The 23720-nt window shown below is 62.3% G+C and carries 24 protein-coding genes; 11 read left to right on the top strand and 13 right to left on the bottom strand.

What is annotated here, in order from left to right; genetic code table 11:
* Positions 1 to 33: 33 nt before the first annotated feature.
* The 5 genes from KGA96_RS11755 to KGA96_RS11735 all read left to right on the top strand — a co-directional run bounded on the left by KGA96_RS11755 (position 34) and on the right by KGA96_RS11735 (position 4950).
* Positions 34 to 921, top strand: coding sequence for an SMP-30/gluconolactonase/LRE family protein (locus KGA96_RS11755; RefSeq protein WP_046037277.1), 888 nt, complete (start codon positions 34 to 36; stop codon positions 919 to 921).
* A gap of 77 nt (positions 922 to 998) precedes the next feature.
* On the top strand, positions 999 to 1970 hold the full coding sequence (locus KGA96_RS11750) for a TRAP transporter substrate-binding protein (protein WP_046037278.1): 972 nt from the start codon (positions 999 to 1001) through the stop codon (positions 1968 to 1970).
* 78 nt (positions 1971 to 2048) lie between these two features.
* Entirely contained in the window at positions 2049 to 2576 is a 528-nt protein-coding gene (locus KGA96_RS11745) for a TRAP transporter small permease (RefSeq protein WP_223467294.1), read from the top strand.
* Positions 2577 to 3857, top strand: a complete 1281-nt coding sequence (locus tag KGA96_RS11740) for a TRAP transporter large permease (RefSeq protein WP_046037280.1) — start codon at positions 2577 to 2579, stop codon at positions 3855 to 3857.
* 202 nt (positions 3858 to 4059) lie between these two features.
* Positions 4060 to 4950, top strand: a complete 891-nt coding sequence (locus tag KGA96_RS11735) for an aldose 1-epimerase (protein ID WP_223512897.1) — start codon at positions 4060 to 4062, stop codon at positions 4948 to 4950.
* On the opposite strand, the gene KGA96_RS11730 is transcribed toward KGA96_RS11735, so the two are convergent.
* From KGA96_RS11730 to pedF, 13 genes are all read right to left on the bottom strand, one after another.
* Positions 4926 to 6662: a NahK/ErcS family hybrid sensor histidine kinase/response regulator gene (locus tag KGA96_RS11730; protein ID WP_046037284.1), complete on the bottom strand. Its 1737-nt coding sequence runs from the start codon at positions 6660 to 6662 to the stop codon at positions 4926 to 4928. The two genes, KGA96_RS11735 and KGA96_RS11730, sit on opposite strands and share 25 nt — an antisense overlap.
* Positions 6646 to 7809 carry an alcohol dehydrogenase-like regulatory protein ErcA gene (gene ercA / locus KGA96_RS11725; protein WP_046037285.1) on the bottom strand — a complete coding sequence of 388 codons (1164 nt, stop codon included), beginning with the start codon at positions 7807 to 7809 and terminating at the stop codon, positions 6646 to 6648. Before ercA ends, KGA96_RS11730 begins: the two co-directional genes overlap by 17 nt.
* A gap of 110 nt (positions 7810 to 7919) precedes the next feature.
* A complete protein-coding gene (gene pqqE, locus KGA96_RS11720; RefSeq protein WP_046037286.1) occupies positions 7920 to 9062 on the bottom strand; it encodes a pyrroloquinoline quinone biosynthesis protein PqqE in 1143 nt (380 codons plus the stop codon).
* Entirely contained in the window at positions 9040 to 9312 is a 273-nt protein-coding gene (pqqD, locus tag KGA96_RS11715; protein WP_046037287.1) for a pyrroloquinoline quinone biosynthesis peptide chaperone PqqD, read from the bottom strand. Before pqqD ends, pqqE begins: the two co-directional genes overlap by 23 nt.
* On the bottom strand, positions 9309 to 10061 hold the full coding sequence (gene pqqC / locus KGA96_RS11710; RefSeq protein WP_223512895.1) for a pyrroloquinoline-quinone synthase PqqC: 753 nt from the start codon (positions 10059 to 10061) through the stop codon (positions 9309 to 9311). The genes pqqD and pqqC overlap by 4 nt, the downstream gene beginning before the upstream one ends.
* Before the next feature lie 49 nt (positions 10062 to 10110).
* A complete protein-coding gene (gene pqqB, locus KGA96_RS11705) occupies positions 10111 to 11025 on the bottom strand; it encodes a pyrroloquinoline quinone biosynthesis protein PqqB (RefSeq protein ID WP_223512892.1) in 915 nt (304 codons plus the stop codon).
* A gap of 55 nt (positions 11026 to 11080) precedes the next feature.
* Positions 11081 to 11152: a pyrroloquinoline quinone precursor peptide PqqA gene (gene pqqA, locus KGA96_RS11700; RefSeq protein ID WP_003253598.1), complete on the bottom strand. Its 72-nt coding sequence runs from the start codon at positions 11150 to 11152 to the stop codon at positions 11081 to 11083.
* A 258-nt stretch (positions 11153 to 11410) separates the two neighbouring features.
* Entirely contained in the window at positions 11411 to 12931 is a 1521-nt protein-coding gene (locus KGA96_RS11695; RefSeq protein ID WP_223512889.1) for an aldehyde dehydrogenase family protein, read from the bottom strand.
* Between the two features lie 259 nt (positions 12932 to 13190).
* Positions 13191 to 14966 (bottom strand): PQQ-dependent methanol/ethanol family dehydrogenase, encoded by a 1776-nt coding sequence (locus tag KGA96_RS11690; protein ID WP_223467307.1) that lies wholly within the window; start codon positions 14964 to 14966, stop codon positions 13191 to 13193.
* A gap of 285 nt (positions 14967 to 15251) precedes the next feature.
* The gene (locus tag KGA96_RS11685) at positions 15252 to 16187 is read right to left on the bottom strand and encodes a quinoprotein relay system zinc metallohydrolase 1 (protein WP_223512968.1); all 936 of its coding nucleotides are present in this window, start codon (positions 16185 to 16187) and stop codon (positions 15252 to 15254) included.
* Between the two features lie 31 nt (positions 16188 to 16218).
* Positions 16219 to 16980: a quinoprotein dehydrogenase-associated SoxYZ-like carrier gene (locus KGA96_RS11680; protein ID WP_223512888.1), complete on the bottom strand. Its 762-nt coding sequence runs from the start codon at positions 16978 to 16980 to the stop codon at positions 16219 to 16221.
* 10 nt (positions 16981 to 16990) lie between these two features.
* Positions 16991 to 17866: a substrate-binding periplasmic protein gene (locus tag KGA96_RS11675; protein WP_046037295.1), complete on the bottom strand. Its 876-nt coding sequence runs from the start codon at positions 17864 to 17866 to the stop codon at positions 16991 to 16993.
* A 3-nt stretch (positions 17867 to 17869) separates the two neighbouring features.
* Positions 17870 to 18331, bottom strand: a complete 462-nt coding sequence (gene pedF / locus KGA96_RS11670) for a cytochrome c-550 PedF (RefSeq protein WP_046037296.1) — start codon at positions 18329 to 18331, stop codon at positions 17870 to 17872.
* A gap of 210 nt (positions 18332 to 18541) precedes the next feature.
* Between pedF and KGA96_RS11665 the strand changes: the two genes are divergently transcribed.
* The 6 genes from KGA96_RS11665 to KGA96_RS11640 all read left to right on the top strand — a co-directional run bounded on the left by KGA96_RS11665 (position 18542) and on the right by KGA96_RS11640 (position 23617).
* Positions 18542 to 19726: an ABC transporter substrate-binding protein gene (locus KGA96_RS11665; protein WP_223512882.1), complete on the top strand. Its 1185-nt coding sequence runs from the start codon at positions 18542 to 18544 to the stop codon at positions 19724 to 19726.
* Between the two features lie 30 nt (positions 19727 to 19756).
* Positions 19757 to 20716, top strand: coding sequence for a YVTN family beta-propeller repeat protein (locus KGA96_RS11660; RefSeq protein WP_150724134.1), 960 nt, complete (start codon positions 19757 to 19759; stop codon positions 20714 to 20716).
* Complete coding sequence (locus tag KGA96_RS11655) at positions 20713 to 21444, top strand: ABC transporter ATP-binding protein (RefSeq protein ID WP_046037299.1); 732 nt, start codon at positions 20713 to 20715, stop codon at positions 21442 to 21444. Before KGA96_RS11660 ends, KGA96_RS11655 begins: the two co-directional genes overlap by 4 nt.
* Positions 21441 to 22232 carry an ABC transporter permease gene (locus KGA96_RS11650; RefSeq protein ID WP_046037300.1) on the top strand — a complete coding sequence of 264 codons (792 nt, stop codon included), beginning with the start codon at positions 21441 to 21443 and terminating at the stop codon, positions 22230 to 22232. Before KGA96_RS11655 ends, KGA96_RS11650 begins: the two co-directional genes overlap by 4 nt.
* Before the next feature lie 105 nt (positions 22233 to 22337).
* Entirely contained in the window at positions 22338 to 22895 is a 558-nt protein-coding gene (locus KGA96_RS11645) for a PQQ-dependent catabolism-associated CXXCW motif protein (protein WP_223512879.1), read from the top strand.
* A 56-nt stretch (positions 22896 to 22951) separates the two neighbouring features.
* Entirely contained in the window at positions 22952 to 23617 is a 666-nt protein-coding gene (locus KGA96_RS11640; RefSeq protein WP_046037303.1) for a response regulator transcription factor, read from the top strand.
* Positions 23618 to 23720: the final 103 nt, after the last annotated feature.

Below are 23720 nucleotides of genomic sequence, written 5' to 3'. Positions count from 1 at the left end.
TCCCCACAACAAAAACCAAGGGAATGAGTTGCCATGCAAGCTGAATTGATTGTCGACGCCCGCAACGCGGTCGGTGAAAGCCCAGTCTGGGTACCTGAGGAAAACGCCCTGTACTGGGTCGATATTCCCGCCGGCGGTTTACAGCGCTGGAGTGCCGACACCGGGCAGATGGATGCCTGGAAAACCCCGGAGATGCTGGCTTGCATCGCACGTCATCATGACGGCGGTTGGGTCGCCGGCATGGAGAGCGGGTTCTTCCGCCTGCATCCGCGCACCGATGGCAGCCTCGACAGTGAACAGTTGGCCCATGTCGAGCATGCCCGCACCGACATGCGTTTGAACGACGGCCGCTGCGATCGTCAGGGACGTTTCTGGGCAGGCAGCATGGTGCTGAACATGGGCGCCAACGTCGCCGAGGGTGCGTTGTATCGCTACAGCGCCGGTCAGAGCGGGCCGCTCGAGGCCCGACTGAGCGGTTTAATCGTGCCCAACGGCCTGGGCTTCAGCCCGGACGGGCGCACCCTGTACCTGTCCGACTCTCACCCTCAGGTCCAGCAGATCTGGGCCTTCGACTACGACATCGAAACCGGTACGCCGTCGAACCGACGCGTGTTCGTGGACATGAACCAGTACGAAGGTCGCCCCGACGGTGCGGCGGTCGACGCCGATGGCTGCTACTGGATTTGCGCCAACGACGCCGGCTTGATCCACCGTTTTACCCCCGACGGCCGACTTGACCGCTCCCTCGCCGTACCGGTGAAAAAACCCACCATGTGCGCCTTCGGTGGCCCTCGACTGGACACGCTGTTCGTGACCTCGATCCGCCCCGGCGACGACCATGATCCCCAATCACTGGCCGGTGGCGTGTTCGCCCTCGATCCCGGCGTCAAAGGTTTACCCGAACCCCGTTTCAACGACTGAGCACCCCCAACAGAAAAGCGCTCCTGCTGCATCGCTGTGCCTTGAATAAAAAAACAATAAAACTGGAGACACCCCCCATGGACTTCAAACGCACCTTGCTCGCCGCTGCACTTCCATTAGCCTTCTCCCTCAGCGGTGCCGCCCAGGCACTGGAAATCAAATTCGCCGACATCCACCCCGCCGGTTACCCGACCGTGGTGGCTGAAGAACAACTGGGCAAAACCCTGGTGGCCGACAGCAATGGCGCGCTGACCTTCAAGATGTTCGCCGGTGGCGTGCTCGGCTCGGAAAAAGAAGTGGTCGAACAGGCCCAGGTCGGCGCCGTGCAGATGGCCCGGGTCAGCCTCGGCATCGTCGGGCCGGTGGTGCCGGACGTGAACGTGTTCAACATGCCGTTCGTGTTCCGTGACCAGGCCCATATGCGCAAGGTCATCGACGGTGCGGTCGGCGACGAAATCCTCGACAAGATCACCAACTCCGAATTCAACCTGGTCGCCCTGGCCTGGATGGACGGCGGCACGCGCAACCTCTACACCAAGAAACCGGTGCGCAGCCTGGAAGACCTCAAGGGCATGAAGATCCGCGTGCAAGGCAACCCGATGTTCATCGAAACCATCAACGCCATGGGCGGCAACGGCATCGCGATGGACACCGGCGAAATCTTCAGCGCCCTGCAGACCGGCGTGATCGACGGTGCGGAAAACAACCCGCCGACCCTGCTCGAACACAACCACTACCAGAACGCCAAGTACTACAGCCTGACCGGCCACCTGATCCTGCCCGAGCCAATCGTGATGTCGAAAATCACCTGGGACAAACTCACCCCCGAGCAGCAAGCCCTGGTGAAGAAAACCGCCAAGGCGGCCCAGGCCCAGGAACGCACCCTGTGGGATGCGAAATCGGCCAGCAGCGAAGAAAAACTCAAGGCCGCCGGTGTCGAGTTCATCACCGTCGACAAGAAACCTTTCTACGAGGCCACTGCCTCGATCCGCGAGAAATACGGCGCCCCCTACGCCGATCTGATCAAGCGCATCGAAGCCGTTCAGTAACCCTCCCTGCATTCAAGAAAGGCCCGGCGCCGCTGACGTTGGTGTACGTCAGTGCGCGCCCGGTTACGGTGGAACCCGATGAAGAATCTGCTGCTGCGTATCAACGACAGGATTTACATGACCTGCATCTGGGTTGCCGGCCTGTCGGTCCTGGCCATTTCCCTGATGATCCCCTGGGGCGTTTTTGCCCGTTACGTGCTCGGTACCGGCTCCAGTTGGCCGGAGCCTACCGCCATTCTGCTGATGATGGTCTTCACCTTCATCGGCGCCGCCGCCAGCTATCGATCCGGTTCGCACATGGCGGTGGCGATGCTCACCGACCGCATGCCGCCGCACCTGCGCAAGGCCGCGGCCATTGTCGCGCAAATGCTGATGGCGACCATCTGCCTGTTCATGGCCATCTGGGGCAGCAAGCTGTGCATGTCCACCTGGAACCAGTTCATGAGCGCCCTGCCGACCCTGCGGGTGGGCATCACGTACATGCCGATTCCGGTGGGCGGCGTGCTGACGCTGGTGTTTGTCCTGGAAAAACTCTTGCTCGGCGACCAGAGCAACCGTCGGGTCGTGCGTTTCGACCTCGTTGAAGAAAACGAAGGGGCTGCCTGAATGGACGCTTTTATTCTGTTGGGCAGTTTTATCGCGTTGATCCTGATCGGCATGCCAGTCGCCTACGCCCTGGGGTTTGCCGCACTGATCGGCGCCTGGTGGATCGACATCCCGTTCCAGGCACTGATGATTCAGGTGGCCGGGGGCGTGAACAAGTTCTCCCTGCTGGCGATTCCGTTCTTCGTCCTGGCGGGCGCGATCATGGCCGAGGGCGGCATGTCCCGGCGCCTGGTGGCGTTCGCCGGGGTGCTGGTGGGCTTCGTGCGTGGTGGCTTGTCGCTGGTCAACATCATGGCCTCGACCTTCTTCGGCGCGATCTCCGGCTCCTCGGTGGCGGACACCGCCTCGGTCGGTTCGGTGCTGATTCCGGAAATGGAACGCCGTGGCTATCCCCGGGAATTCGCGACGGCGGTGACCGTCAGCGGTTCGGTGCAAGCGCTGCTGACACCGCCCAGCCACAACTCGGTGCTCTACTCACTGGCCGCCGGCGGCACGGTGTCGATTGCCTCGCTGTTCATGGCCGGCGTAGTGCCGGGCCTGTTGATGAGCGCGTGCCTGATGGTGCTGTGCCTGATCTTCGCCAAGAAGCGCGACTACCCCAAGGGTGAAGTCATTCCGATGCGCGAGGCGCTGAAGATCTGCGGCGAGGCGCTGTGGGGCCTGATGGCGATGGTGATCATCCTCGGCGGCATCCTGTCGGGTATTTTCACCGCCACCGAGTCGGCGGCGATTGCCGTTCTGTGGTCGTTCTTCGTGACCATGTTCATCTACCGCGACTACAAATGGAGCGAACTGCCAAAACTGATGCACCGCACCGTGCGCACGATTTCGATCGTGATGATCCTGATCGGCTTCGCCGCCAGCTTCGGCTACATCATGACCCTGATGCAGATTCCGGCGAAGATCACCACGCTGTTCCTGACTCTCTCGGACAACCGCTATGTGATCCTGATGTGCATCAACGTCATGCTGCTGTTGCTGGGCACCGTGATGGACATGGCACCGCTGATCCTGATCCTCACGCCGATCCTGATGCCGGTGATCCTCGGCATTGGCGTGGACCCGGTGCAGTTCGGCATGATCATGTTGGTGAACCTGGGCATCGGCTTGATCACACCGCCGGTGGGTGCGGTACTGTTCGTGGGGTCGGCGGTGGGCAAGGTCAGTATCGAATCCACCGTGAAAGCCCTGCTGCCGTTCTACGGCGTGCTGTTCCTGGTGCTGTTGGCCGTGACCTACATTCCGGCACTGTCGCTGTGGTTGCCGCATCTGGTGTTGTAAGCATTCAGACACGCAAGCCCTCCTGTGGCGAGGGGGCTTGCCCCCGTTCGACTGCTCAGCAGTCGCAAATACAAGCGACTCGGTGTTCCTCAAAAGTTGCAGGGGGCCGCTTCGCAGCCCAACGGGGGCAAGCCCCCTCGCCACAAAAGCCCCTCGCCACAGGGAACGGTGCAAGCCTCAAAAAATCACATGGCAGGTCAACATGTCGTTAACACTGATCGAACTTGAAGACGAACTCACCCACCTCACCCTCGCCCCGGAACTAGGGGCGAGCATCGTCAACTGGACCGTGCGCAGCACTGGCCAGCCCTTGCTGCGCCACGCCGATGAGCACGCCTTGAACACCGGCCTGCCCGGCAAGCTCGGCGGCTTTCCCTTGATCCCCTGGTCCAATCGCATCGCCGGTGGAGGTTTCGACTGCCCCGATGGCTGGCTGGCATTGACGCCCAACAGCCTCACCGATCCCCTGCCGATTCACGGCAGCGCCTGGCAGCAGCCGTGGGAGGTGGTTTCCCGGTCGCAAAATGAAGTGGTCCTGCAACTAGACAGCACAACCCCCTTCGCTTATCGCGCGCGGCAACGTTTCCATTTGAGCGCGGGCAAGCTGAGCATCGAACTGCACGTCACGCACCTGGCTGAACACGCTGCGTGGCATGGCCTGGGATTGCATCCGTATCTGCCTCGGACACCGAACACCCGACTACAGGCACCCGCCCGGCATGTGTGGATGTGCGACGGGGCAAAACTGCCGACGGAACTCAGCGCATTGCCGGTCGAGTGGGATTTCCAGCAACTGAAGTCGTTGCCCGAATCGCTGGTGGACAACGGTTTCTGCGAATGGAACGGACACTGCCTGATCGAACAAATGGATCTTGGTTACACACTCGACTGCCAGGCTACCGGCAGCGATTACTACCTGCTCTATTGCCCCGTGGGCCTGGGGTTTTTCTGCATCGAACCGGTGAGCCACCCGGTCAACGCGCATCACCTGCCCGGTCGGCCAGGATTGCGTTTACTGGAACAGGGTCAATCCACCGAACTGGGCTTCACCCTGCAGTACCGGCCGCTTCAGGCTGGTGCCCCCAACAATTGACTCAACACCGCTCGTAACTTGCCGGGCTTCACCGGTTTGTTCAGCAAGGGTGCGTTGAGCCGCTGCAACGCACGCCGACAATGGTCGGTGCGGTCGGCGGTAATGATCACCGCGGGAATGTCCTGGTGGAAATGCTCGCGCAAATGTCGCACCACATCACAGCCGACCACCCCGTGATCGAGGTGATAGTCGGCGAGAATCAGTTCCGGCGCCTGCCCGCGTAGCGCCGCCAGCGCAGCCTCTTCATCGGTGGCGACCAGAACCTCGCAGCCCCACTGCCCGAGCAATGCGCTCATGCTTTCGAGAATGCTCACTTCGTTGTCGATCACCAGTAAACGGCGGCCCGGCAGCGGGTTGCCGGTGCCCGGTTGTGGCACCGCCTGGCTCACGGGCAGCGGAACCTCATCGGATATCGGCACTTCAATGCTGAACATCGAACCCCGCCCCGGCATCGAGTACACGCCGATCCTGTAGCCAAGGATCTTGGCGATGCGCTCGACAATCGCCAGCCCCAGGCCCACGCCCTTACGGTCGGCGGCGCGGCCGACGTCCAGCTGGTTGAACTCGAGGAAGATCGAATCGAGCCGGTCGGCGGCGATGCCACGCCCGGTGTCCCAGACCTCCAGGCGCAACATCTCGCCCCGACGCCTGGCCGCCAGCAGGATGCTGCCTTCATCGGTGTAGCGGCAGGCATTGCTGAGGAAGTTGCGCAGGATCCGCGTCATCAGGCGCAAGTCGGTGCTGATGGCGTAATCGGCCATGCGCACCCGCAGGTTCAAGCCGGCTGCCTGGGCGACAGACTGGAACTCCGACACCAGCGGCCCGAGCAGTTCGTCGAGGCGGTACGACGCAACGTCCGGCTTGACCGCGGCCTGATCGAGCCGGGAAATGTCGAGCAGATCCGTCAGCAGGTCTTCGGCCCCTTCCAGGGCCTGGTGAGTGCGTTCCACCAGCACTTGCTCGGCTTCCGGCAGTTTGCGTTCGCGCAAGGTCGAAATCAGCAACCGCGCGGCGTTCAACGGTTGCAGCAGGTCGTGGCTGGCGGCGGCGAGGTATTTGTCCTTGCTGTGATTGGCGGCCTCGGCGGCATCGCGGGCATCGCGCAAGGCCTTGGCGATCTGTTTACGCTGGGTGATCTGCTGCTGAAGGTTACGGTTGGCCTCGAGCAATTCATCGGTGCGCGCAACGACGCGCTGCTCCAGTTCGTCATTGAGTTGCTGCAGGCGTCGCTGGGCCAGCTTGCGCTCGGTGATATCGGAGACGAACCCTTCCACCAGGCCTTCCTGGCCGGGCTTGAGCAGCAGGTTCATCAATACGTCGAGGTGACTGCCGTCCTTGCGCCGCAAGCGGGTTTCATAGCCGTGCAGGCTGCGCTGGTGCCTGAGGATTTCGCCGATGGTTTCCAGCTCCTGCGCGCCGTCGACGAACAGGGTGCTGCCCAGATCGGTCAGGGAGAACAGCACCTCCTGCGGGTCCTGGTAGCCGAGCATGCGTGCCAGCGCCGGGTTGGCGGCGCGCATGCCGTCGTGCAGGCTGGCCTGGAAGATCCCGTGCACCGCGTTTTCGAACAGCCACTTGTAGCGGTTACGCTCGGCTTCCAGCTCATCCAGACGCGCGGCCAGCTCCGGGTAATGGCTCTTGCGCGCCGAGTGGCTGCCCAGCCCCAGCAGCCCCGTCAGGGCCCGTTGTTGCTCGTCAGAGGGCTTCGCCATAGACGACCTCGACATCACGCTGGCTGGATTCGCGCGGGTTGGTCAGGATGCACGGATCGTGCATCGCATGCTGCGACAGGAACGGAATGTCCGAGGTCCTGACGCCATGCAAACCGAGAGTTTCGTGAAAGCCGATGGCGTGTTTCAAAGCGATCAGATGTTCGACCAGGCGCCCGCAGATCTGCCGGTGATTCAGGCCTCGGCAGTCGATGCCCAATGTCTCGGCGATCACCTTGAAGCGATCTGGCGCCGAGTTGTAGTTGAAGGCCACCACGTGCTCGACGAGTACCGCGTTGCACAGACCGTGGGGCAGATCGAGAAAGCCGCCCAGGCTGTGGGACATGGCATGCACAGCACCCAGGATCGCGTTGGAAAACGCCAGCCCGGCCTGCATGCTGCCGAGCATGATTTTTTCGCGCAACGCGATGTCGGTCGGGTTGGCGATCATTTGCACCAGGTTGCCATTGATCAGGCGCATCGCCTCAAGCGCATGGGGGTCGGTCAGCGGCCCGTGGCCGGTGGACACAAAGGCTTCGATGGCATGCACCAAGGCGTCGATGCCGGTACAGGCCGACAGGAACGGGTCCATGCTCAGGGTGGTTTCCGGGTCGATCAGCGAAACGTCCGGCACCACGGCCTTGCTGACGATGGAGAACTTCATGCGTTCCTGCTGATTGGAAATGATCACGAATTGCGAGACGTCGGCCGAGGTGCCGGCGGTGGTTGGAATCAGGATCAGCGGCGGGCTGGGCACGCGGATGGTGTCCACGCCCTCGAAATCGAGAATGCTGCGGCCATGGGCGACGACGATGCCGATGCCTTTGCCGCAATCCATCGGGCTGCCGCCACCGACGGCGACGATCACGTCGCAGTGGTTTTCCCGGTACATCTCGGCGCCGAGCATCACCTCTTCGACCCGCGGGTTCGGCGAGACATCGGAGTACAGGCAATACTGGATGCCCAGCGCTTGCAGGCTGGCCTCGACATCGGCGACCCAGCCGGCGGCAATCACACCGGGGTCACTGACCACCAGGACCTTGCGCGCGCCAAAGGTCTTGGCGTAATTGCCGACACTGTGCCGGCTACCGGCACCGAAGATGATTTCAGGGGAAACGAACTTGCGCAGCTGGTTGAGACTCTGGCTCATTGGAAAGCCTGTTTTTATTGTTTTGGAAGGTAGAAACCACACTAAACCATCCAGCTGTGAATGCAATCAGACCAAGGTCATTGACCCAGACAGTGATTTGTATCGCCAGGCTAGCCGCGATAGATCAACTGCGAAGCCTTCGTGTTACGCAACGTCAGGTGTTCGATCCCCAACCCCGGTGCCTCCGCTTCCTCCCGGGCCTTGAGGATCACCCCGTGGTGCGGGGACTTGCTGCACACCGGGTCGGCATTGCTGGCATCGCCGGTCAGCATGAAGGCCTGGCAGCGGCACCCGCCCAGGTCCTTGTGTTTTTCATCGCAGGAGCGGCACGGCTCCTTCATCCAGTCATCGCCGCGAAAACGATTGAAACCGAACGAGTCGTTCCAGATGTGCGAGAGGCTGTGCTCGCGCACGTTGGGAAACGCTACCGGCAACTGCCGGGCGCTGTGGCAAGGCAAGGCCGTGCCGTCGGGGGTGATGTCGAGAAACAGGTTGGCCCAGCCGTTCATGCAGGTCTTGGGACGCTCCTCGTAGTAGTCCGGGGTGACGAAGATCAGCTTGCACGGGTGGCCCTGGGCTTCAAGGCGTTCGCGGTATTCATTGGTGATGCGCTCGGCACGCTGCAGTTGCTCACGGGTGGGCAACAGGCCGACGCGGTTGAGTTCGGCCCAGCCATAGAATTGGCAGGTGGCCAGTTCGACAAAGTCCGCCTCCAACTCCAGGCACAGCTCGATGATCTGCGCGATCCGGTCGATGTTGTGCCGATGGGTGACGAAGTTCAGCACCATCGGATAGCCCTGGGCTTTCACCGCACGGGCCATGGCGAGTTTCTGGGCAAAGGCCTTGCGCGAGCCGGCGAGCATGTTGTTCACCTCCTCGTCGGCGGCCTGGAAGCTGATCTGGATATGGTCCAGCCCGGCCACCTTGAAGTCGCGCACCTTCTGCTCGGTCAGGCCGATGCCGGAGGTGATCAGGTTGGTGTAGTAGCCCATGTCCCGGGCGGCCTTGATCAGTTCGGCGAGGTCCTGGCGCACCAATGGCTCGCCACCGGAAAAGCCCAATTGCGCGGCGCCCATGTCCCGCGCTTCGCGGAATACGCGAATCCATTCTTCCGTGCTCAGTTCCTCGCCGTGCCGGGCAAAATCCAGCGGATTGGAGCAATACGGGCATTGCAGCGGGCAGCGGTAGGTCAGCTCGGCGAGCAGCCACAACGGCGGCCCCGGCATCGTCTCACTCGATCCAGAATTGCGCATGGGCCACCTCCAGAAACGCCAGCACGTCTTCGTCGATCCCGGGTACCCCGGGGAAACTGGCGCTCAATCGATCAATGATCGCCGCCACGCTGCGCTGGCCATCCACCAGGTCGAGAATCTGTCCGGCACTGGCGTTGAGCTTGATCATGCCTTCGGGGTATAGCAGCACATGGCAGTCCTGACGGGGCTCCCACTGCAGGCGAAAACCGCGGCGCAAGGCCGGTGACTGCTGGCGATTGATCAGGCTCACAGGGTGATCCCCCGGTGCCAGACGTTGTCGCCGGTGACCGTGTGATACGGCGCGCGTTCGAGTTCGTAGGCCATGCTCATGGCATCGAGCATGCTCCACAGCACGTCGAGCTTGAATTGCAGAATCTCCAGCATGCGTTGTTGCCCCTCGGCCGTCACGTAGTACCCCAGGGTAATGCGCAAGCCGTGCTCGACATCGCGCCGCGCCTGGCTCAGGCGCGTGCGGAAGTAGTCGTAGCCAGCGACGTCGATCCACGGGTAATGGGTCGGCCAGGCGTCGAGTCGCGACTGATGGATCTGTGGCGCAAAGAGTTCGGTCAGCGAACTGCTGGCCGCCTCCTGCCAGCAGGCGCGACGGGCGAAATTGACGTAGGCGTCCACGGCAAATCGCACCCCGGGCAGCACCAGTTCCTGGGACAAAATCTGCTCGCGATCCAGCCCCACGGCTTCGCCCAGGCGCAGCCAGGCTTCGATACCGCCCTCGCTGCCGGGGACGCCGTCGTGGTCGAGAATCCGTTGCAGCCATTCGCGGCGCACGTCGCGGTCCGGGCAATTGGCGAGAATCGCGGCGTCCTTCAGGGGGATGTTGACCTGATAGTAGAAGCGGTTGGCGACCCAGCCCTGGATCTGTTCACGGCTGGCGCGGCCGGCGTACATGGCTTGGTGGAAGGGATGATGGATGTGGTAGTAGGCGCCCTTGGCGCGCAGGGCGGCTTCGAATTCTGTGGGGGACATGGGGGTGTCAGTCATTTTGTTCTCCGGGAATTTTTGCGGTGCCTGCTCGCGAAGAGGCCTTCGGCTACAGCTCAATACTCATGCCGTCATAAGCCACTTCAATACCCCGCCGCTCCAGCAAGGCCCGCTCGGCCGAGTCTTCATCGAGAAGGGGATTGGTGTTGTTGATGTGGATCAGCACCTTGCGCTGGCGGTTGAAACCCTCCAGCACTTCAAGCATCCCGCCGGGGCCGCTTTGTGGGAGGTGCCCCATTTCGCTGCCCAGGCTCTGGCCGACTTCGCAGATACGCATCTCGTCGTCGCGCCACAGGGTGCCATCCAGCAACAGGCAATCGGCACGCTGCATCCAGCCCAGCACTTCATCGTCGATTCGGCCAAGGCCCGGGGCATAGAACAGCGAGGCGCCGTTGCGCAGGTCTTCAATGAACAGGCCAATGGTGTCGCCCGGTTGCGGGTTGCCGCGATTGGGCGAATACGGCGGCGCGTTGCTCACCAGGGGAATCGCGCGAAATTGCAAATGCCCGCAGGCCGGGATGCCGAACGGCTGGCGATCGAGGCCGACCGGTTGCCAGTGCAACCCGCCGTTCCAGTGTCCGAGCATGTTGAACAGCGGGAAACCGCTGCTCAGGTCCTGGTGCACGCGCTCGGTGCACCACACCGCATGCGGGCAGCCTTCGCGCAGGCTGAGCAACCCGGTGCAATGGTCGATCTGGCTGTCGAGCAGCACGATGCCGGCGATGGCGCTGTCACGCAGGCGCCGCGCCGGTTGCAATGGCGCAAAACTATCGAGTTGCGCGCGAATGTCCGGTGAAGCATTGCACAACACCCACTCCACGCCGTCGTCACTCAGGGCAATCGACGACTGCGTACGGCGCTGTGCCCGCAGGCTGCCATTGCGCACGCCGGCGCACTGGCGGCAGTTGCAGTTCCACTGAGGGAAACCACCGCCAGCGGCGGAACCGAGAACACGGATGTGCATGGCGGATGCTCCAGAAGGCAGGCCCGGCCAACGCATCGGCTGGCCGGGTGATCAATCAACGGTTGGCGAAATACATCGTCACTTCGAAGCCAATGCGCAGATCGGTAAACGCGGGTTTAGTCCACATGGGTCATTCCTCTTCTTGTGCCCGGGTGATTCCGGTAGAGCCATTAATGCACGGGGCGATGAGCGCCCGAATGCTACTTTCGAAGGAGTTGGCGGGGTGATTTGGTAGGGGGTGTTACGCAGATGTTTTGCACGCCACAAAACAGTGTAGGAGTGAGCCTGCTCGCGATAGCGGTCCGACAGTCAACATTAATGTTGAATGTGCTGACCTCATCGCGAGCAGGCTCGCTCCTACAGGTTTTTCAGTGTTCTAGCTAAGTCAGAAGAACCCCAGCGGATTGATGTCGTAGCTCACCAGCAGGTTTTTGGTCTGTTGATAGTGATCGAGCATCATCTTGTGGTTTTCCCGACCAACGCCGGACTTCTTGTAGCCACCGAACGCGGCGTGCGCCGGGTACAGGTGGTAGCAGTTGGTCCACACGCGCCCGGCCTTGATCGCCCGGCCCATGCGGTAGGCGCGGTTGATGTCGCGCGTCCACAGGCCGGCACCGAGGCCGAACTCGCTGTCGTTGGCGATGGCCAGGGCTTCGGCTTCGTCCTTGAAGGTGGTGATACCCACCACCGGACCGAAGATTTCTTCCTGGAACACACGCATCTTGTTGTGGCCCTTGAGCAGGGTCGGCTGGATGTAGTAACCGCTGGACAGGTCGCCCTCCAGACGCTCGACTGCGCCGCCGGTGAGCAGCTCAGCGCCCTCCTCCTGGGCAATGGTCAGGTACGAGAGGATCTTGTCGTATTGCTGTTCGGACGCCTGGGCGCCGACCATGGTCTCGGTGTCCAGCGGGTTGCCGCGCTTGATCTTGACGATCTTCTTCATCACCTCGGCCATGAACGGCTCGTAGATCGACTCCTGCACCAGCGCCCGGGACGGACAGGTGCAGACTTCGCCCTGGTTGAAGAACGCCAGCACCAGCCCTTCGGCGGCTTTTTCGATGAACGCAGGTTCCGCGTTCATGATGTCTTCGAAGAAGATGTTCGGCGACTTGCCGCCCAGCTCGACGGTGCTCGGGATGATGTTCTCAGCGGCGCAATGCATGATGTGCGCGCCCACCGGGGTCGAGCCGGTGAAGGCGATCTTGGCGATACGCTTGCTGGTGGCCAGGGCCTCGCCGGCTTCGCGACCGAAGCCCTGGACGATGTTCAGCACGCCCGCTGGCAGCAAGTCGGCGATCAGTTCAGCAAAGACCATGATCGACAGCGGCGTTTGCTCGGCAGGCTTGAGCACGATGCAGTTACCGGCGGCCAGGGCCGGGGCGAGTTTCCAGGCAGCCATCAACAGCGGGAAGTTCCACGGAATGATCTGCCCGACCACACCCAGGGGCTCATGGAAGTGATAGGCCGTGGTCAGCTCGTTGATCTCGGCGGCGCCGCCTTCCTGGGCGCGGATGCAGCCGGCGAAGTAACGGAAGTGGTCGGCCGCCAGCGGCACGTCGGCGTTCAGGGTTTCGCGCACGGCCTTGCCGTTGTCCCAGGTTTCGGTGACGGCCAGCACCTCAAGGTTCTGCTCGATGCGATCGGCGATTTTCAGCAGCACCAGGGAGCGGTCCTGGGCCGAGGTCTTGCCCCAGGCATCCGCTGCGGCATGCGCGGCGTCGAGGGCCTTGTCGATGTCGGCGGCGCTGGAGCGCGGGAATTCGGCGATCACTTCACCGTTGACCGGCGAGGTGTTGGTGAAGTACTCGCCATTGATCGGAGCGACAAACTCGCCACCGATGAAGTTGCCGTAGCGTGGTTTGAAGGTAATGACGGCGCCTGGGGTTCCGGGTTGTGCGTAGATCATGGTGGGCCTCTGTCTGGGTCGATGCCTGTCGTACTGACAGGCGATGAGCCGATACTAGAGAGCCCCGCGTGCCAGACGAATGCATCGTTGGCAGGAGGGGCTCTCGTTATTTGGTCGTAGATTTCACACAGATCACTGTAGGAGCGAGCCTGCTCGCGATGAACCCGAGAACGCCACGGGGTATCAGGTTTCCAGCGTTATCGTTGACGACCATCGCGAGCAGGCTCGCTCCTACAGGGGTTATGCGGTGGAATCGGGATCAGTGCTTGGCCACGAGATCCTTGGGCAGCTTGAAGGTCCAGAGCATGCCGCCCTGGTTGAAGTCCTTGATGCGCTTGGCCACTTCGCCGCCCCACAGCGGTACCGCACCGCCCCAGCCGGAGAGCACCGAGACGTACTGTTCGCCGTCCATTTCCCAGGTGATGGGCGAGCCGAGCACGCCGGAACCGGTCTGGAATTCCCAGACCTTTTCGCCGGTCTTGGCGTTGAAAGCCTGCAGGAAGCCTTCAGGCGTGCCGGTGAACACCAGGTTGCCCTTGGTGGTCAGCACCCCGCCCCACAGCGGCGCGTAGTTCTTGTGGCGCCACACTTCCTTGCCGGTTTTCGGATCGATGGCCCGCAGCACGCCGATGTAGTCTTCATTCAACGGTTTGATGGTGAAGCCGGCGCCGAGGAACGCCGCGCCCTTCTTGTAGGCGATGCCTTCGTTCCAGATGTCCATGCCCCATTCGTTGGACGGCACATAGAACAGCCCGGTGTCTTTGTTGTAAGCCATCGGCATCCAGTTTTTCGCGCCGAGGAACGCCGGTGCTACGAACACCGAACTGCCCTTGACTTCCGAGCCCGGGGCGCCGGGACGGCTGGCCTCGTTGTAGATCGGCCGGCCGTTCTTGTCCAGGCCGGTGGCCCAGGTGATCTTGTCCACGAACGGGAAGCCACGGATGAATTTGCCGTTGGTACGATCCAGCACGTAGAAGAAACCGTTACGGTCGGCAGTGGCCGCCGCCTTGATCTCCTTGCCGCCTTCGCTGTAGTTGAACGACACCAGCTCGTTCACGCCGTCGTAGTCCCAACCGTCGTGGGGCGTGCTCTGGAAGTGCCACTTGATGGTGCCGTCGTCCGGGTTGAGCGCCAGGCGCGATGAGGAGTAGAGGTTGTCGCCAGGGCGCAGGTGCGAGTTCCACGGCGCCGGGTTGCCGGTACCGAACAGCAGCAGGTTGGTTTCCGGGTCGTAATAGCCGCCAAGCCAAGGGGCCGCGCCGCCGGTTTTCCAGAGATCGCCCGGCCAGGTCTTGCCCGCCTCGCCGCCGGAGATGCCGTTTTCCACCGCTTTGCCATCCTTGTAGACGTAGCCCATATGGCCTTCGACCGTTGGCCGGGTCCACAGCAGATCACCGTTGTTAGGGTCGTAGGCCTCGATCTTGCCCACCACGCCGAACTCGCCACCGGCCACGCCGGTAATCAGCTTGCCGTTGATCACCAGTGGCGCGGCGCTGATCGAGTAGCCTTCCTTGTGGTCGGCGACTTTCTTGCTCCACACCACCTTGCCGGTGTCCTTGTTCAGCGCCACGAGCTTGGCGTCGAGGGTGCCGAAAATCACCAGGTCGCCATACAGCGCGACGCCACGGTTGATCACGTCGCAGCAAGGGCGGATGTCATCGGGCAGGCGTGCATCGTATTGCCAGAGCTTCTTGCCGGTGCGTGCATCCACGGCGAACACCCGGGAGTAGGAGCCGGTCATGTACATCACGCCGTCCTTGACCATTGGCTGCGCTTGCTGGCCACGCTGTTTTTCACCGCCGAAGGAAAACGCCCACGCCGGGCGCAGCTCCTTGACGTTGTCGACGTTGAGAATATCCAGCGGGCTGTAGCGCTGCCCTTGAACGCCGAGGCCGTTGGTCACGACCTGTTCCGGGTTCTTCGGGTCCTGGAGAATGTCCTGGTCGGAAACCCCGGCCAATGCCTGGCCGGACAACAGCATGGCACTGAGCAGCAGGCTCAAGACGAAGGGCTGGCGACGTGCGGGTTGGGTCATGACGGCTTCCTCTGCGGATTTTTGTTATGTCCGGGAAATTCTCCCGGTCTGGTGCAGATTCTTGAGCGCCGTCGCCCTGGCAACAATTGCCCGCAATGAGGAGATTGCTAGTTCCTTGGTAGCGGGTCGGATGAGATGGGCACGAGATTATGTGAACGGCACCGGCCCCCTGTAGGAGCGAGCCTGCTCGCGAAAAACGTCAGACCACCGCGTTCATCCAGGCAGCTTGCGTTATCGTTAACGTCCATCGCGAACAGGCTCGCTCCTACAGGGGATTCAGGTCGACTATTTGCTGGCAGAATCCACCCGCGTCATCCGCTCGCGCTCGTAGCGCGGGTACAGATGGCTGACGCTGCGGATCAGTTCGTAACGACTCAGGTTGATCCCGGCGAAACGTTCGGGGATGGGGCTGCGGATCATCTCGGCCATGTCGCTGCCATTGGCGGCGCCGTCGCGCATCAGCTGATCGAGCCAGGTCAGGTAATCGCGCATCTGCTCGAAGGGTTGCGGATCGCTCGCCACCGGCCCATGGCCGGGCACAACCTGCGTCCAGGGCAAGCCTTGCAGGGTCGCGATGTCCGCCAGCCACACCGACAGCCCTGGACTGTTGGGCGTGGTCAGCGCCCGCTGATAAAACACCAGGTCGCCGGCAAACAGCACGCCGGTTTGCTGGTCGAGAATAGCCAGATCTGCGCCCGTATGCCCACCCAGGCTCAGCAGACGCAGATCGTGATTCCCAAAACTTTTCACGCCGGGTGTCAGCGTCTGGGTCGGCAACACCACTTCGGTGCCACGCATCCAGTCGCCGACCATGCGGTACATATTCTCGGCCATGGCATCGCCTTGCTGATGCAACAGCTCGGTGGTGCCCGCCAAGGCGCCGATCGGCACGTCGCTGAAGGTTTGATTGCCCAGCACATGGTCCGGGTGGTGATGGGTCAGCAAGACCTCGATCACCGGTTTGTCGGTGGTGGCGGTAATGGCCTTGCGCATCGCTTCGCCGTAACGCCGGGACGGCCCGGTGTCGATCACCACCACACCGCGTTCGGTGACGATGAACGCGGTGTTGACGATGTTGCCGCCATTGGCCTTGGCGAAATTATCGGTGCTGCCTTCCAGCAGCCAGGTGTCCTGGGCGATCTGCCGAGGCTTGAGTGAATATTCGAGATCGGCCAGGGCCGGCAGACTGACGCTCAGCACCATCAACAGGATCCAGCGCATGCCACGCTCCTTGGGGTCACGCTCCTTGGGGTCAGAGGATCGACGCATCGAACTCATTGCCGCTGTTGTCCCGTAGCAGCAGGCGCGTTTGCCCTGCCCCTTCGATGTCGAAGGCCAGGTTGGGGTTTTCGCTGACCGCGGGAAACAGCTCCAGCCGGGCCAGCACTTGCTCGTTGTGGTCGCGCAGCTCGGCATGGTTGATGAAGAATTCCGGAATGCCGCTGACCATGCCGTTGTCCATGGGATGGGCTACCTGCAAACGCAAGCGGCTGAACTCGCCCCGGGGATAGCGACCGCCGAGCACCTCGCCGATGTGCTCCTCCCAGCCTGGTTGCGTACGTACCACGCTCGGCGCGGTGCAACCACCACCCGCGGCGTCAATCAGGGTCGAACCGATATGCCACACGCCGTCGCGGGTCAACACCGCCGCGCGCAAGGGCGTGGCCTGTTCGATGCGAATGCGCAACGACAGCCAGGGTAAAACGGAATTCAGCGGCTGGAAGTCGACGATTTTCGGCAACGGGTTCAGCTCTGCCCAGGCGAGGATTTTCACCACATCGCCCTTGAACGCCCGGGCGTCGATTTCCAGCGGCACCTGCCGGGCATCTTCGGCAAACGGCGGCGCCAGCAGCTTGACCCGATCATCGAAAACGAACGGCGCATTACCCAGAAACTGCTGGTGATAGAAGGCCCACATCACCGATGGCACCGGGTCTTTGCCGGGATTGATAGCGCCAGCATGTGCCGCCAGGCTTAACCAGCAGGCCAACAGACAACTCCCTCGCCATTTCATCGCCTGCTCCTTATTGATACATCTCGGGCACGTCGTATTGCAGGCCGTAATGGCCGTAGATGGTCTTCACCGAGCCCTCGCGGATCAGGCTTTCCAGCGCCTCTTCCACGGCATAGGCCAGTTGCCGGTTGCTTTCGTGCACCGCCATGCCGATTTCCCAGAGCTGCTTGCCCATGTTCGGATAGGCATTCTCCGCCAGTGCCACTTGCGGGTCGGCCGCTTCATGGACCTGCCAGTCGATTTCGCCGCGCATGGCCATCACCGCATCGACCTCACCGGCCTTCATCGCGGCAAATGCCTGGGGCACGCCCGGATAGTGATGGGTCTTGCCGGCGAGCATGCCGTTGAACACCGAAGTCAGGTAGAACGACGGCACGCTGTCGACTTCGACACCAATCGGGTGATGCTCGAACACTGCGACGCTGGCGACCTTGTCCAGCCGCCGGCGATCATAGGCCACCTGCCATTGTTCGTTCTGGTACGGCCCGAACATCACTACATGGCCATTTTCCAGTTCGCCTAGTTCGTTACGCTTCTGCGCGTAGTCACGGTCATAAGGCACGCGCATCATCAGGTCGGCCAGTTGCTGGTTGTGCAAGGCACTGGCACGCCAGATGTAATCGCGCAGATCGTCATCGAGCTTTTCCCCGGCCGGTGCCCAGATCAGTGTCAGGCGCACGCCGAGCGCCTTGGCCAGGGCCTCGGCGAGTTCGACATCGACACCCTGAGGCTTTCCGGCGCTTTCAAAGCTGTAGGGGGCGAAGTCCTTGTAGACCGCCACCTTCAGCTCCCCGGCGGCGATCATTTCGTCGTAGTTGCGAACCTGCGCCTGCGCCGCCTGGCAGCACAGCCACAGAGCGCTGATCAACACCGCGAGCAGGCGCATGGGTCACTCCTCGACGTGCACAGTGTCCAGATAAGTGCGCACCGCCCACAGGGCCTCCTGGCTCAGGTAGTCGGCCATCTTCGGCATGTACACCCGACCGTCGCGCACCGCGCCATGGCGCACCCGTTCGGCGAACCACTCATCGCCCGCCTCGCCGACATCGAGCATGCGCAAGTCGGGGGCGATACCGCCGGACTTGGCTTCCAGGCCATGACAGGCCGCGCAGTTCTGGGTGTAGGCCGAGGTGCCGATCTCCACTGCCTTGTCATGTTCCGGGGCGGTGCGATACGGGTTCACCGCGGCCCAGCCATCGGCATCGAGCTGCACACCGGCGTCCTTGATCGGGGTCAGCCCCGGGGTGGCCACGGCTTGTGGGACCACGTTGCCGTGGGCCCATACGGAACCTGCGCTGATCAAACTGACCAATAGCCCGGTCACGAGCAAGGCGTTGCGTTTTGTTTTCATTGTTATGCCCTCTGGATTGCACGCAAAACCTCTTGGCAGAGGCTATGGCAGCCATCTTAGAAACGGCATCGCACTCACCCCATGCTGCTTTGGTGGTCGCTACCTAGTCCCTTGGTAGTAAGGCGCTGGATGGACACCACCGGTACTTTCTGCATATTTCCTCAGCTTCACGGGCTACCTAAGCTGGCGCTACCTGTAATGGAGTGCCCTATGCGCCCGCTCATCCCTTACGCCCTGTTCTACCTGCTGGCGATTGCCTGCGCCGCCGGCCTGGCCACCCAGAGCCAGGCCGCCGATGCGCCCTTGCAGGTGCAGATCGGCTACCTGGGTTATCGCCCCGACCCCGGCCCGCTGCTGTCCAACGTCATCCCCGAGCCCACCGATGCCGGGCTGCGCGGCGCCGAACTGGCGATCACCGACAGCAACAGCACCGGACGCTTTCTCAACCACGGCTACAGCCTGGTCAGCGCCAGCGTCGACAGTCCCGAAGCCTTGCTCGAAGCGGCAAAGGCGCAGCATGAACAGGGCCTGCGCCTGTTTGTGGTGAATGCCCCCGCGAGCAGCCTGCGCCAATTGAGTGCAGCACTGCCCGACAGCTTGCTGTTCAACGCCGGTAGCCCCGATGACAGCCTGCGCACCACCGATTGCCTGGCGAACGTGCTGCACACCTTGCCGAGCCGGGCGATGCTTGCCGATGCACTGGCGCAGTTTCTGGTGCTGCGCAAATGGCAGCGGGTGCTGCTGATTGTCGGCCCGACGCCGGACGATCAAGCCTATGCCGCCGCCCTGCGCCGCGGGGCCAAGCGCTTCGGCTTGCAACTGGTGGCGGAAAAAACCTGGAGTTTCGATAACGACCAACGCCGCAGCGCCCAGGCGGATATGCCGCTGTTCACCCAGACCGCCGAGTACGACGTGGTACTGGTGGCCGATGAACGCGGCGACTTCGGTGAATACGTGCCCTACCAGACCTGGTACCCGCGCCCGGTCGCCGGCACCCAGGGCCTGACCCCGGTGGGCTGGCACAAGACCGTGGAAACCTACGGCGCCGCGCAGCTGCAAAAACGCTTCGAAGCCCTGACCGGACGCTGGATGAATGACCGCGATTTCGCCGCCTGGATGGCCGTGCGCAGTATCGCCAGCGCCGTGAGCAAACTGCGCCAGGCCGAGCCGATGGCGATCCGTACGCTGGAAATCAGCGACCAGTTGCCCCTCGACGGTTTCAAGGGCCGCAAGCTCAGCTACCGGCCGTGGAACGGCCAGTTGCGCCAGCCGATTCCTATCGTCCAGCCCCGGGCGCTGGTCAGCACCTCACCCCAGGACGGCTTTCTGCACCCGTTCAACGAGATGGACAGCCTGGGCTACGACAAACCCGAGGTCAGCTGCCGTTTTCCCTGATCCGATAATCACAACAACAAGGAATCCGCCATGCGCCGCACCCTGCTCTCTTGCACTTTGCTGCTCGCCGCTGGCCATGCCGTTGCCAGCACTGCCTGGGTCTCCAACGAAAAGGACAACAGCCTGAGCCTGATCGACCTGCAGACCCTGCAAGTCACCGACACCCTGCCCGTCGGCCAGCGCCCCCGCGGCCTGCTGCTGTCCCATGACAACAAGCTGCTGTACATCTGCGCCAGCGACTCTGACCGGGTCCAGGTGATGGACGTGGCCACGCGCAAGATCATCAAGGAACTGCCCTCGGGTAAAGACCCCGAGCAATTTGCCCTGCACCCCAACAACCGCTGGTTGTACGTTTCCAACGAAGACGATGCGCTGGTCACGGTGATCGACACCGAGACCTCCAAGGTACTCGGCCAGATCAACGTCGGCGTCGAACCTGAAGGCATGGCCGTCAGCCCTGACGGCAAGTGGGCGGTCAACACCAGCGAGACCACCAACATGCTGCACTGGATCGACACCAGCACCCAGACCCTGGCCGACAGCACCCTGGTGGACCAGCGCCCGCGCTTCGTCGAGTTCTCCCCCGATGGCGCCCAGCTCTGGGCCTCGGCGGAAATCGGCGGCACCGTGACCATTCTCGATGTGGCCAGCCGCACCGTGCTCAAGACCCTGAACTTCCAGATCAAGGGTGTGCACCCGGACAAGGTCCAGCCGGTGGGCATCAAGCTCAGCGCCGATGGCAAGTACGGCTTCGTCGCACTCGGCCCGGCCAACCATGTGGCCGTGATCGATGCCAAGACCTTCGAGATTCTCGATTACCTGCTGGTGGGTCGACGGGTCTGGCAGATGGCGTTCACCCCGGATCAGAAGCAATTGCTGGCCACCAACGGCGTCAGCGGCGATGTCTCGGTGATCGATGTCGACAGCCTCAAGGTCAGCAAGTCGGTGAAGGTCGGGCGCTATCCCTGGGGTGTGGTGGTGACGCCATGAACGCCCTTGAAGTCAGTGATCTGAGTTTTGCCTACGGCGCCCGAGAGGCCTTGCGCAAGGTGAGTTTCAGCCTGGAGCCCGGGCGTTTCGCCGCGCTGCTGGGGCCCAACGGCGCGGGCAAGTCGACCCTGATTGCCCTGCTGACCCGGCTCTATGATCTGCAGCAAGGCGAGATCCGCATCGGTGGCTGCTCATTGCGCAGCGCGGCACGCCCGGCACTCAAGCAGATGGGTGTGGTGTTCCAGCAAAGCACCCTGGACCTGGACCTCAGCGTCGAACAGAACCTGCGTTATCACGCGGCATTGCATGGCCTGTCCCGGCGTCAGACCGACCTTCGGGTCGACGCCGAACTGGCCCGCCAGACCCTGACCGACCGCCGCCGCGAACGGGTACGCGAACTCAATGGCGGCCATCGTCGCCGGGTGGAAATTGCCCGCGCCCTGCTGCATGAGCCGCGCCTGTTGCTGCTCGATGAAGCCAGTGTCGGCCTCGACCCGGCGAGTCGCCTGGCGCTCAACCAGCACATCCGCAGCCTGTGTCGCGAGGAGCGCATCAGCGTGCTCTGGACCACCCACCTGCTCGACGAGGTGCAGCCTAGCGATGACTTGTTGATCCTGCATCAAGGCCGGCTGGTGGCCAGTGGGCAGGCCGATGCCCTGAGCCTGGAACACGGCGGTGACCTCGGTTCGGCCTTCACCCGCCTGACAACATCAGGAGCTGCCCAATGAACGCTTACTGGCAATGCTTTAGCGGTATCGTGCTGCGCGAGTGGCTGCGCTTTGTGCTGCAACGCACGCGGTTTCTCAGCGCCCTGGTGCGGCCGTTGCTGTGGTTGCTGGTGTTCGCCGCCGGTTTTCGCGCAGCGCTGGGAATCGCGATCATCGAACCCTACGACACCTACATCCCGTACGAGGTCTACATCATTCCCGGGCTGGCCTGCATGATCCTGCTGTTCAACGGCATGCAGGGCTCACTGTCGATGGTCTACGACCGCGAGATGGGCAGCATGCGCGTGCTGCTGACCAGCCCCCTGCCCCGCACCTTTCTGCTGTGCAGCAAACTGTTGGCCACGTCGCTGATTTCGCTGTTGCAGGTGTATGCGTTCCTGGCGATTGCCTGGGTCTACGGCGTGCGGCCACCAGCCATGGGGCTGTTGCTGGCGTTGCCGGCCTTGCTGCTGGTGGCGTTGATGCTCAGCGCACTGGGCCTGTTGCTGTCGAACGCAATCCGCCAGCTGGAGAACTTTGCCGGGGTGATGAATTTCGTGATCTTCCCGCTGTTTTTCCTGTCATCGGCGCTGTATCCGCTGTGGAAGATGCGCGAGGCCAGCGAGTGGCTGTATTGGTTGTGCGCGGTGAATCCGTTTACCCATGCTGTGGAACTGGTGCGTTTCGCCCTGTATGAACGCTTCAATCCGCTGGCGCTGGTGGTGTGCGTGGGGCTGACGTTGCTGTTTGCGTTGCTCGCCGTACTGACCTTCAACCCGCAGCATGCGGCCTTGCGCAAGGCCGGGTAACAGGATGAAATTACTACTTTAGTACTGGTTTCCCTGTCTATCGTCGCATTCCCAAAGCCCCCCCGACTGGCATGTAATAGGTCCATAACTATAAGGACTGAACCCATGCCACGCGCCCGACGTTGCCTGTTGCGCCCTGCTTTCGCCGCCCTGTCGCTGAATCTGCTGCTGAGCACCGCGCAGGCCGACACTGCGCTGTTCTCCGCCGAGGGTTATCGCATCGGCCTGTACCGCAGCCCGACACCCGACCAGCTGCAAGGCGCAACCATCATCGACACCCCCGCCCTGCAAACCCTGCTCAATCAAACTCCGCACCCGGTGCTGATCGACGTCTACCGCCGTCAGTGGCTGCAAGGGCAATTCATCGAAGACCAGCCCCATGAAAACCTGCCCGGCAGCCATTGGCTGGCCAATACCGGGGATGGCGACCTGACGCCGCAATGGCAGGACTATTTCGCCACCAACCTGAAAAAGCTGACCGCCGGCGACCCGACGCAACCGCTGGTCTTCTACTGCCGCTCCGACTGCTGGTTGAGCTGGAATGCGGTCAAGCGCGCAGCCACCATGGGCTATAAGACTCTGTATTGGTATCGCGATGGCCTGGATGCCTGGCAAGCGGCCAATCTGCCGGTTTCGCCAGCCCGGCCCGAACCCTTTCCCTGAGCTTTACGCGTGCGTGTTGTTGCCACACCATAATCAAAATAATGAGGTGAAAGGCCATGTACAAAATCCTGATTGCCGACGATCACCCGCTGTTTCGCGAAGCCATTCACAACGTCATCAGCGACGGTTTTGCCGGCAGCGAAGTGATGGAAACCGCCGACCTGGACAGCGCCCTGGCCCTGACCCAGGAACACGATGACCTGGACCTGATCCTGCTCGACCTGAACATGCCCGGCATGCACGGGCTCAATGGCCTGATCAACCTGCGTAACGAAGCGCCGACCATTCCGGTGGTGATTGTCTCCGCCGAGCAGGACAAACAGATCGTGCTGCAAGCCATCACCTATGGTGCGGTGGGCTTCATCACCAAGTCCTCGCCACGAGCCCAGATGACCGATGCGATCCAGCAGATTCTCAATGGCAACGTCTACCTGCCCCCGGACATCATCCGCACCGGCAAAAGCAGCACCCATCGGCGGATGAACGACACCCCTAGCTTCCCGCCCGAACTGCTCCAGGCCCTGACCCGCAAGCAACTGCAGGTGCTGGAACGCATGACCAAGGGCGAATCGAACAAGCAGATCGCCTACACCCTGGAAATCGCCGAGACCACGGTCAAGGCCCACGTCTCGGCGATCCTGCGCAAGCTCAACGTGCACAACCGGGTGCAGGCGATCCTGAGTGCCGGGGATATTGATTTCGGGTCTTATCTGCGGCGTTGATTCAAGACCGCGGCGCCTCCATCGCGAGCAGGCTCACTCCTACAGGGACAGCGATGTACCTGTAGGAGTGAGCCTGCTCGCGATAGCGGTGGTGAAAACGTCG

This window comes from Pseudomonas sp. GL-R-26 (genome assembly GCF_019947365.1).
Taxonomy (GTDB): domain Bacteria; phylum Pseudomonadota; class Gammaproteobacteria; order Pseudomonadales; family Pseudomonadaceae; genus Aquipseudomonas.
The sequence above is the reverse complement of the archived record's forward strand: the minus strand, read 5'-3'. Positions and strand labels throughout refer to the sequence as shown.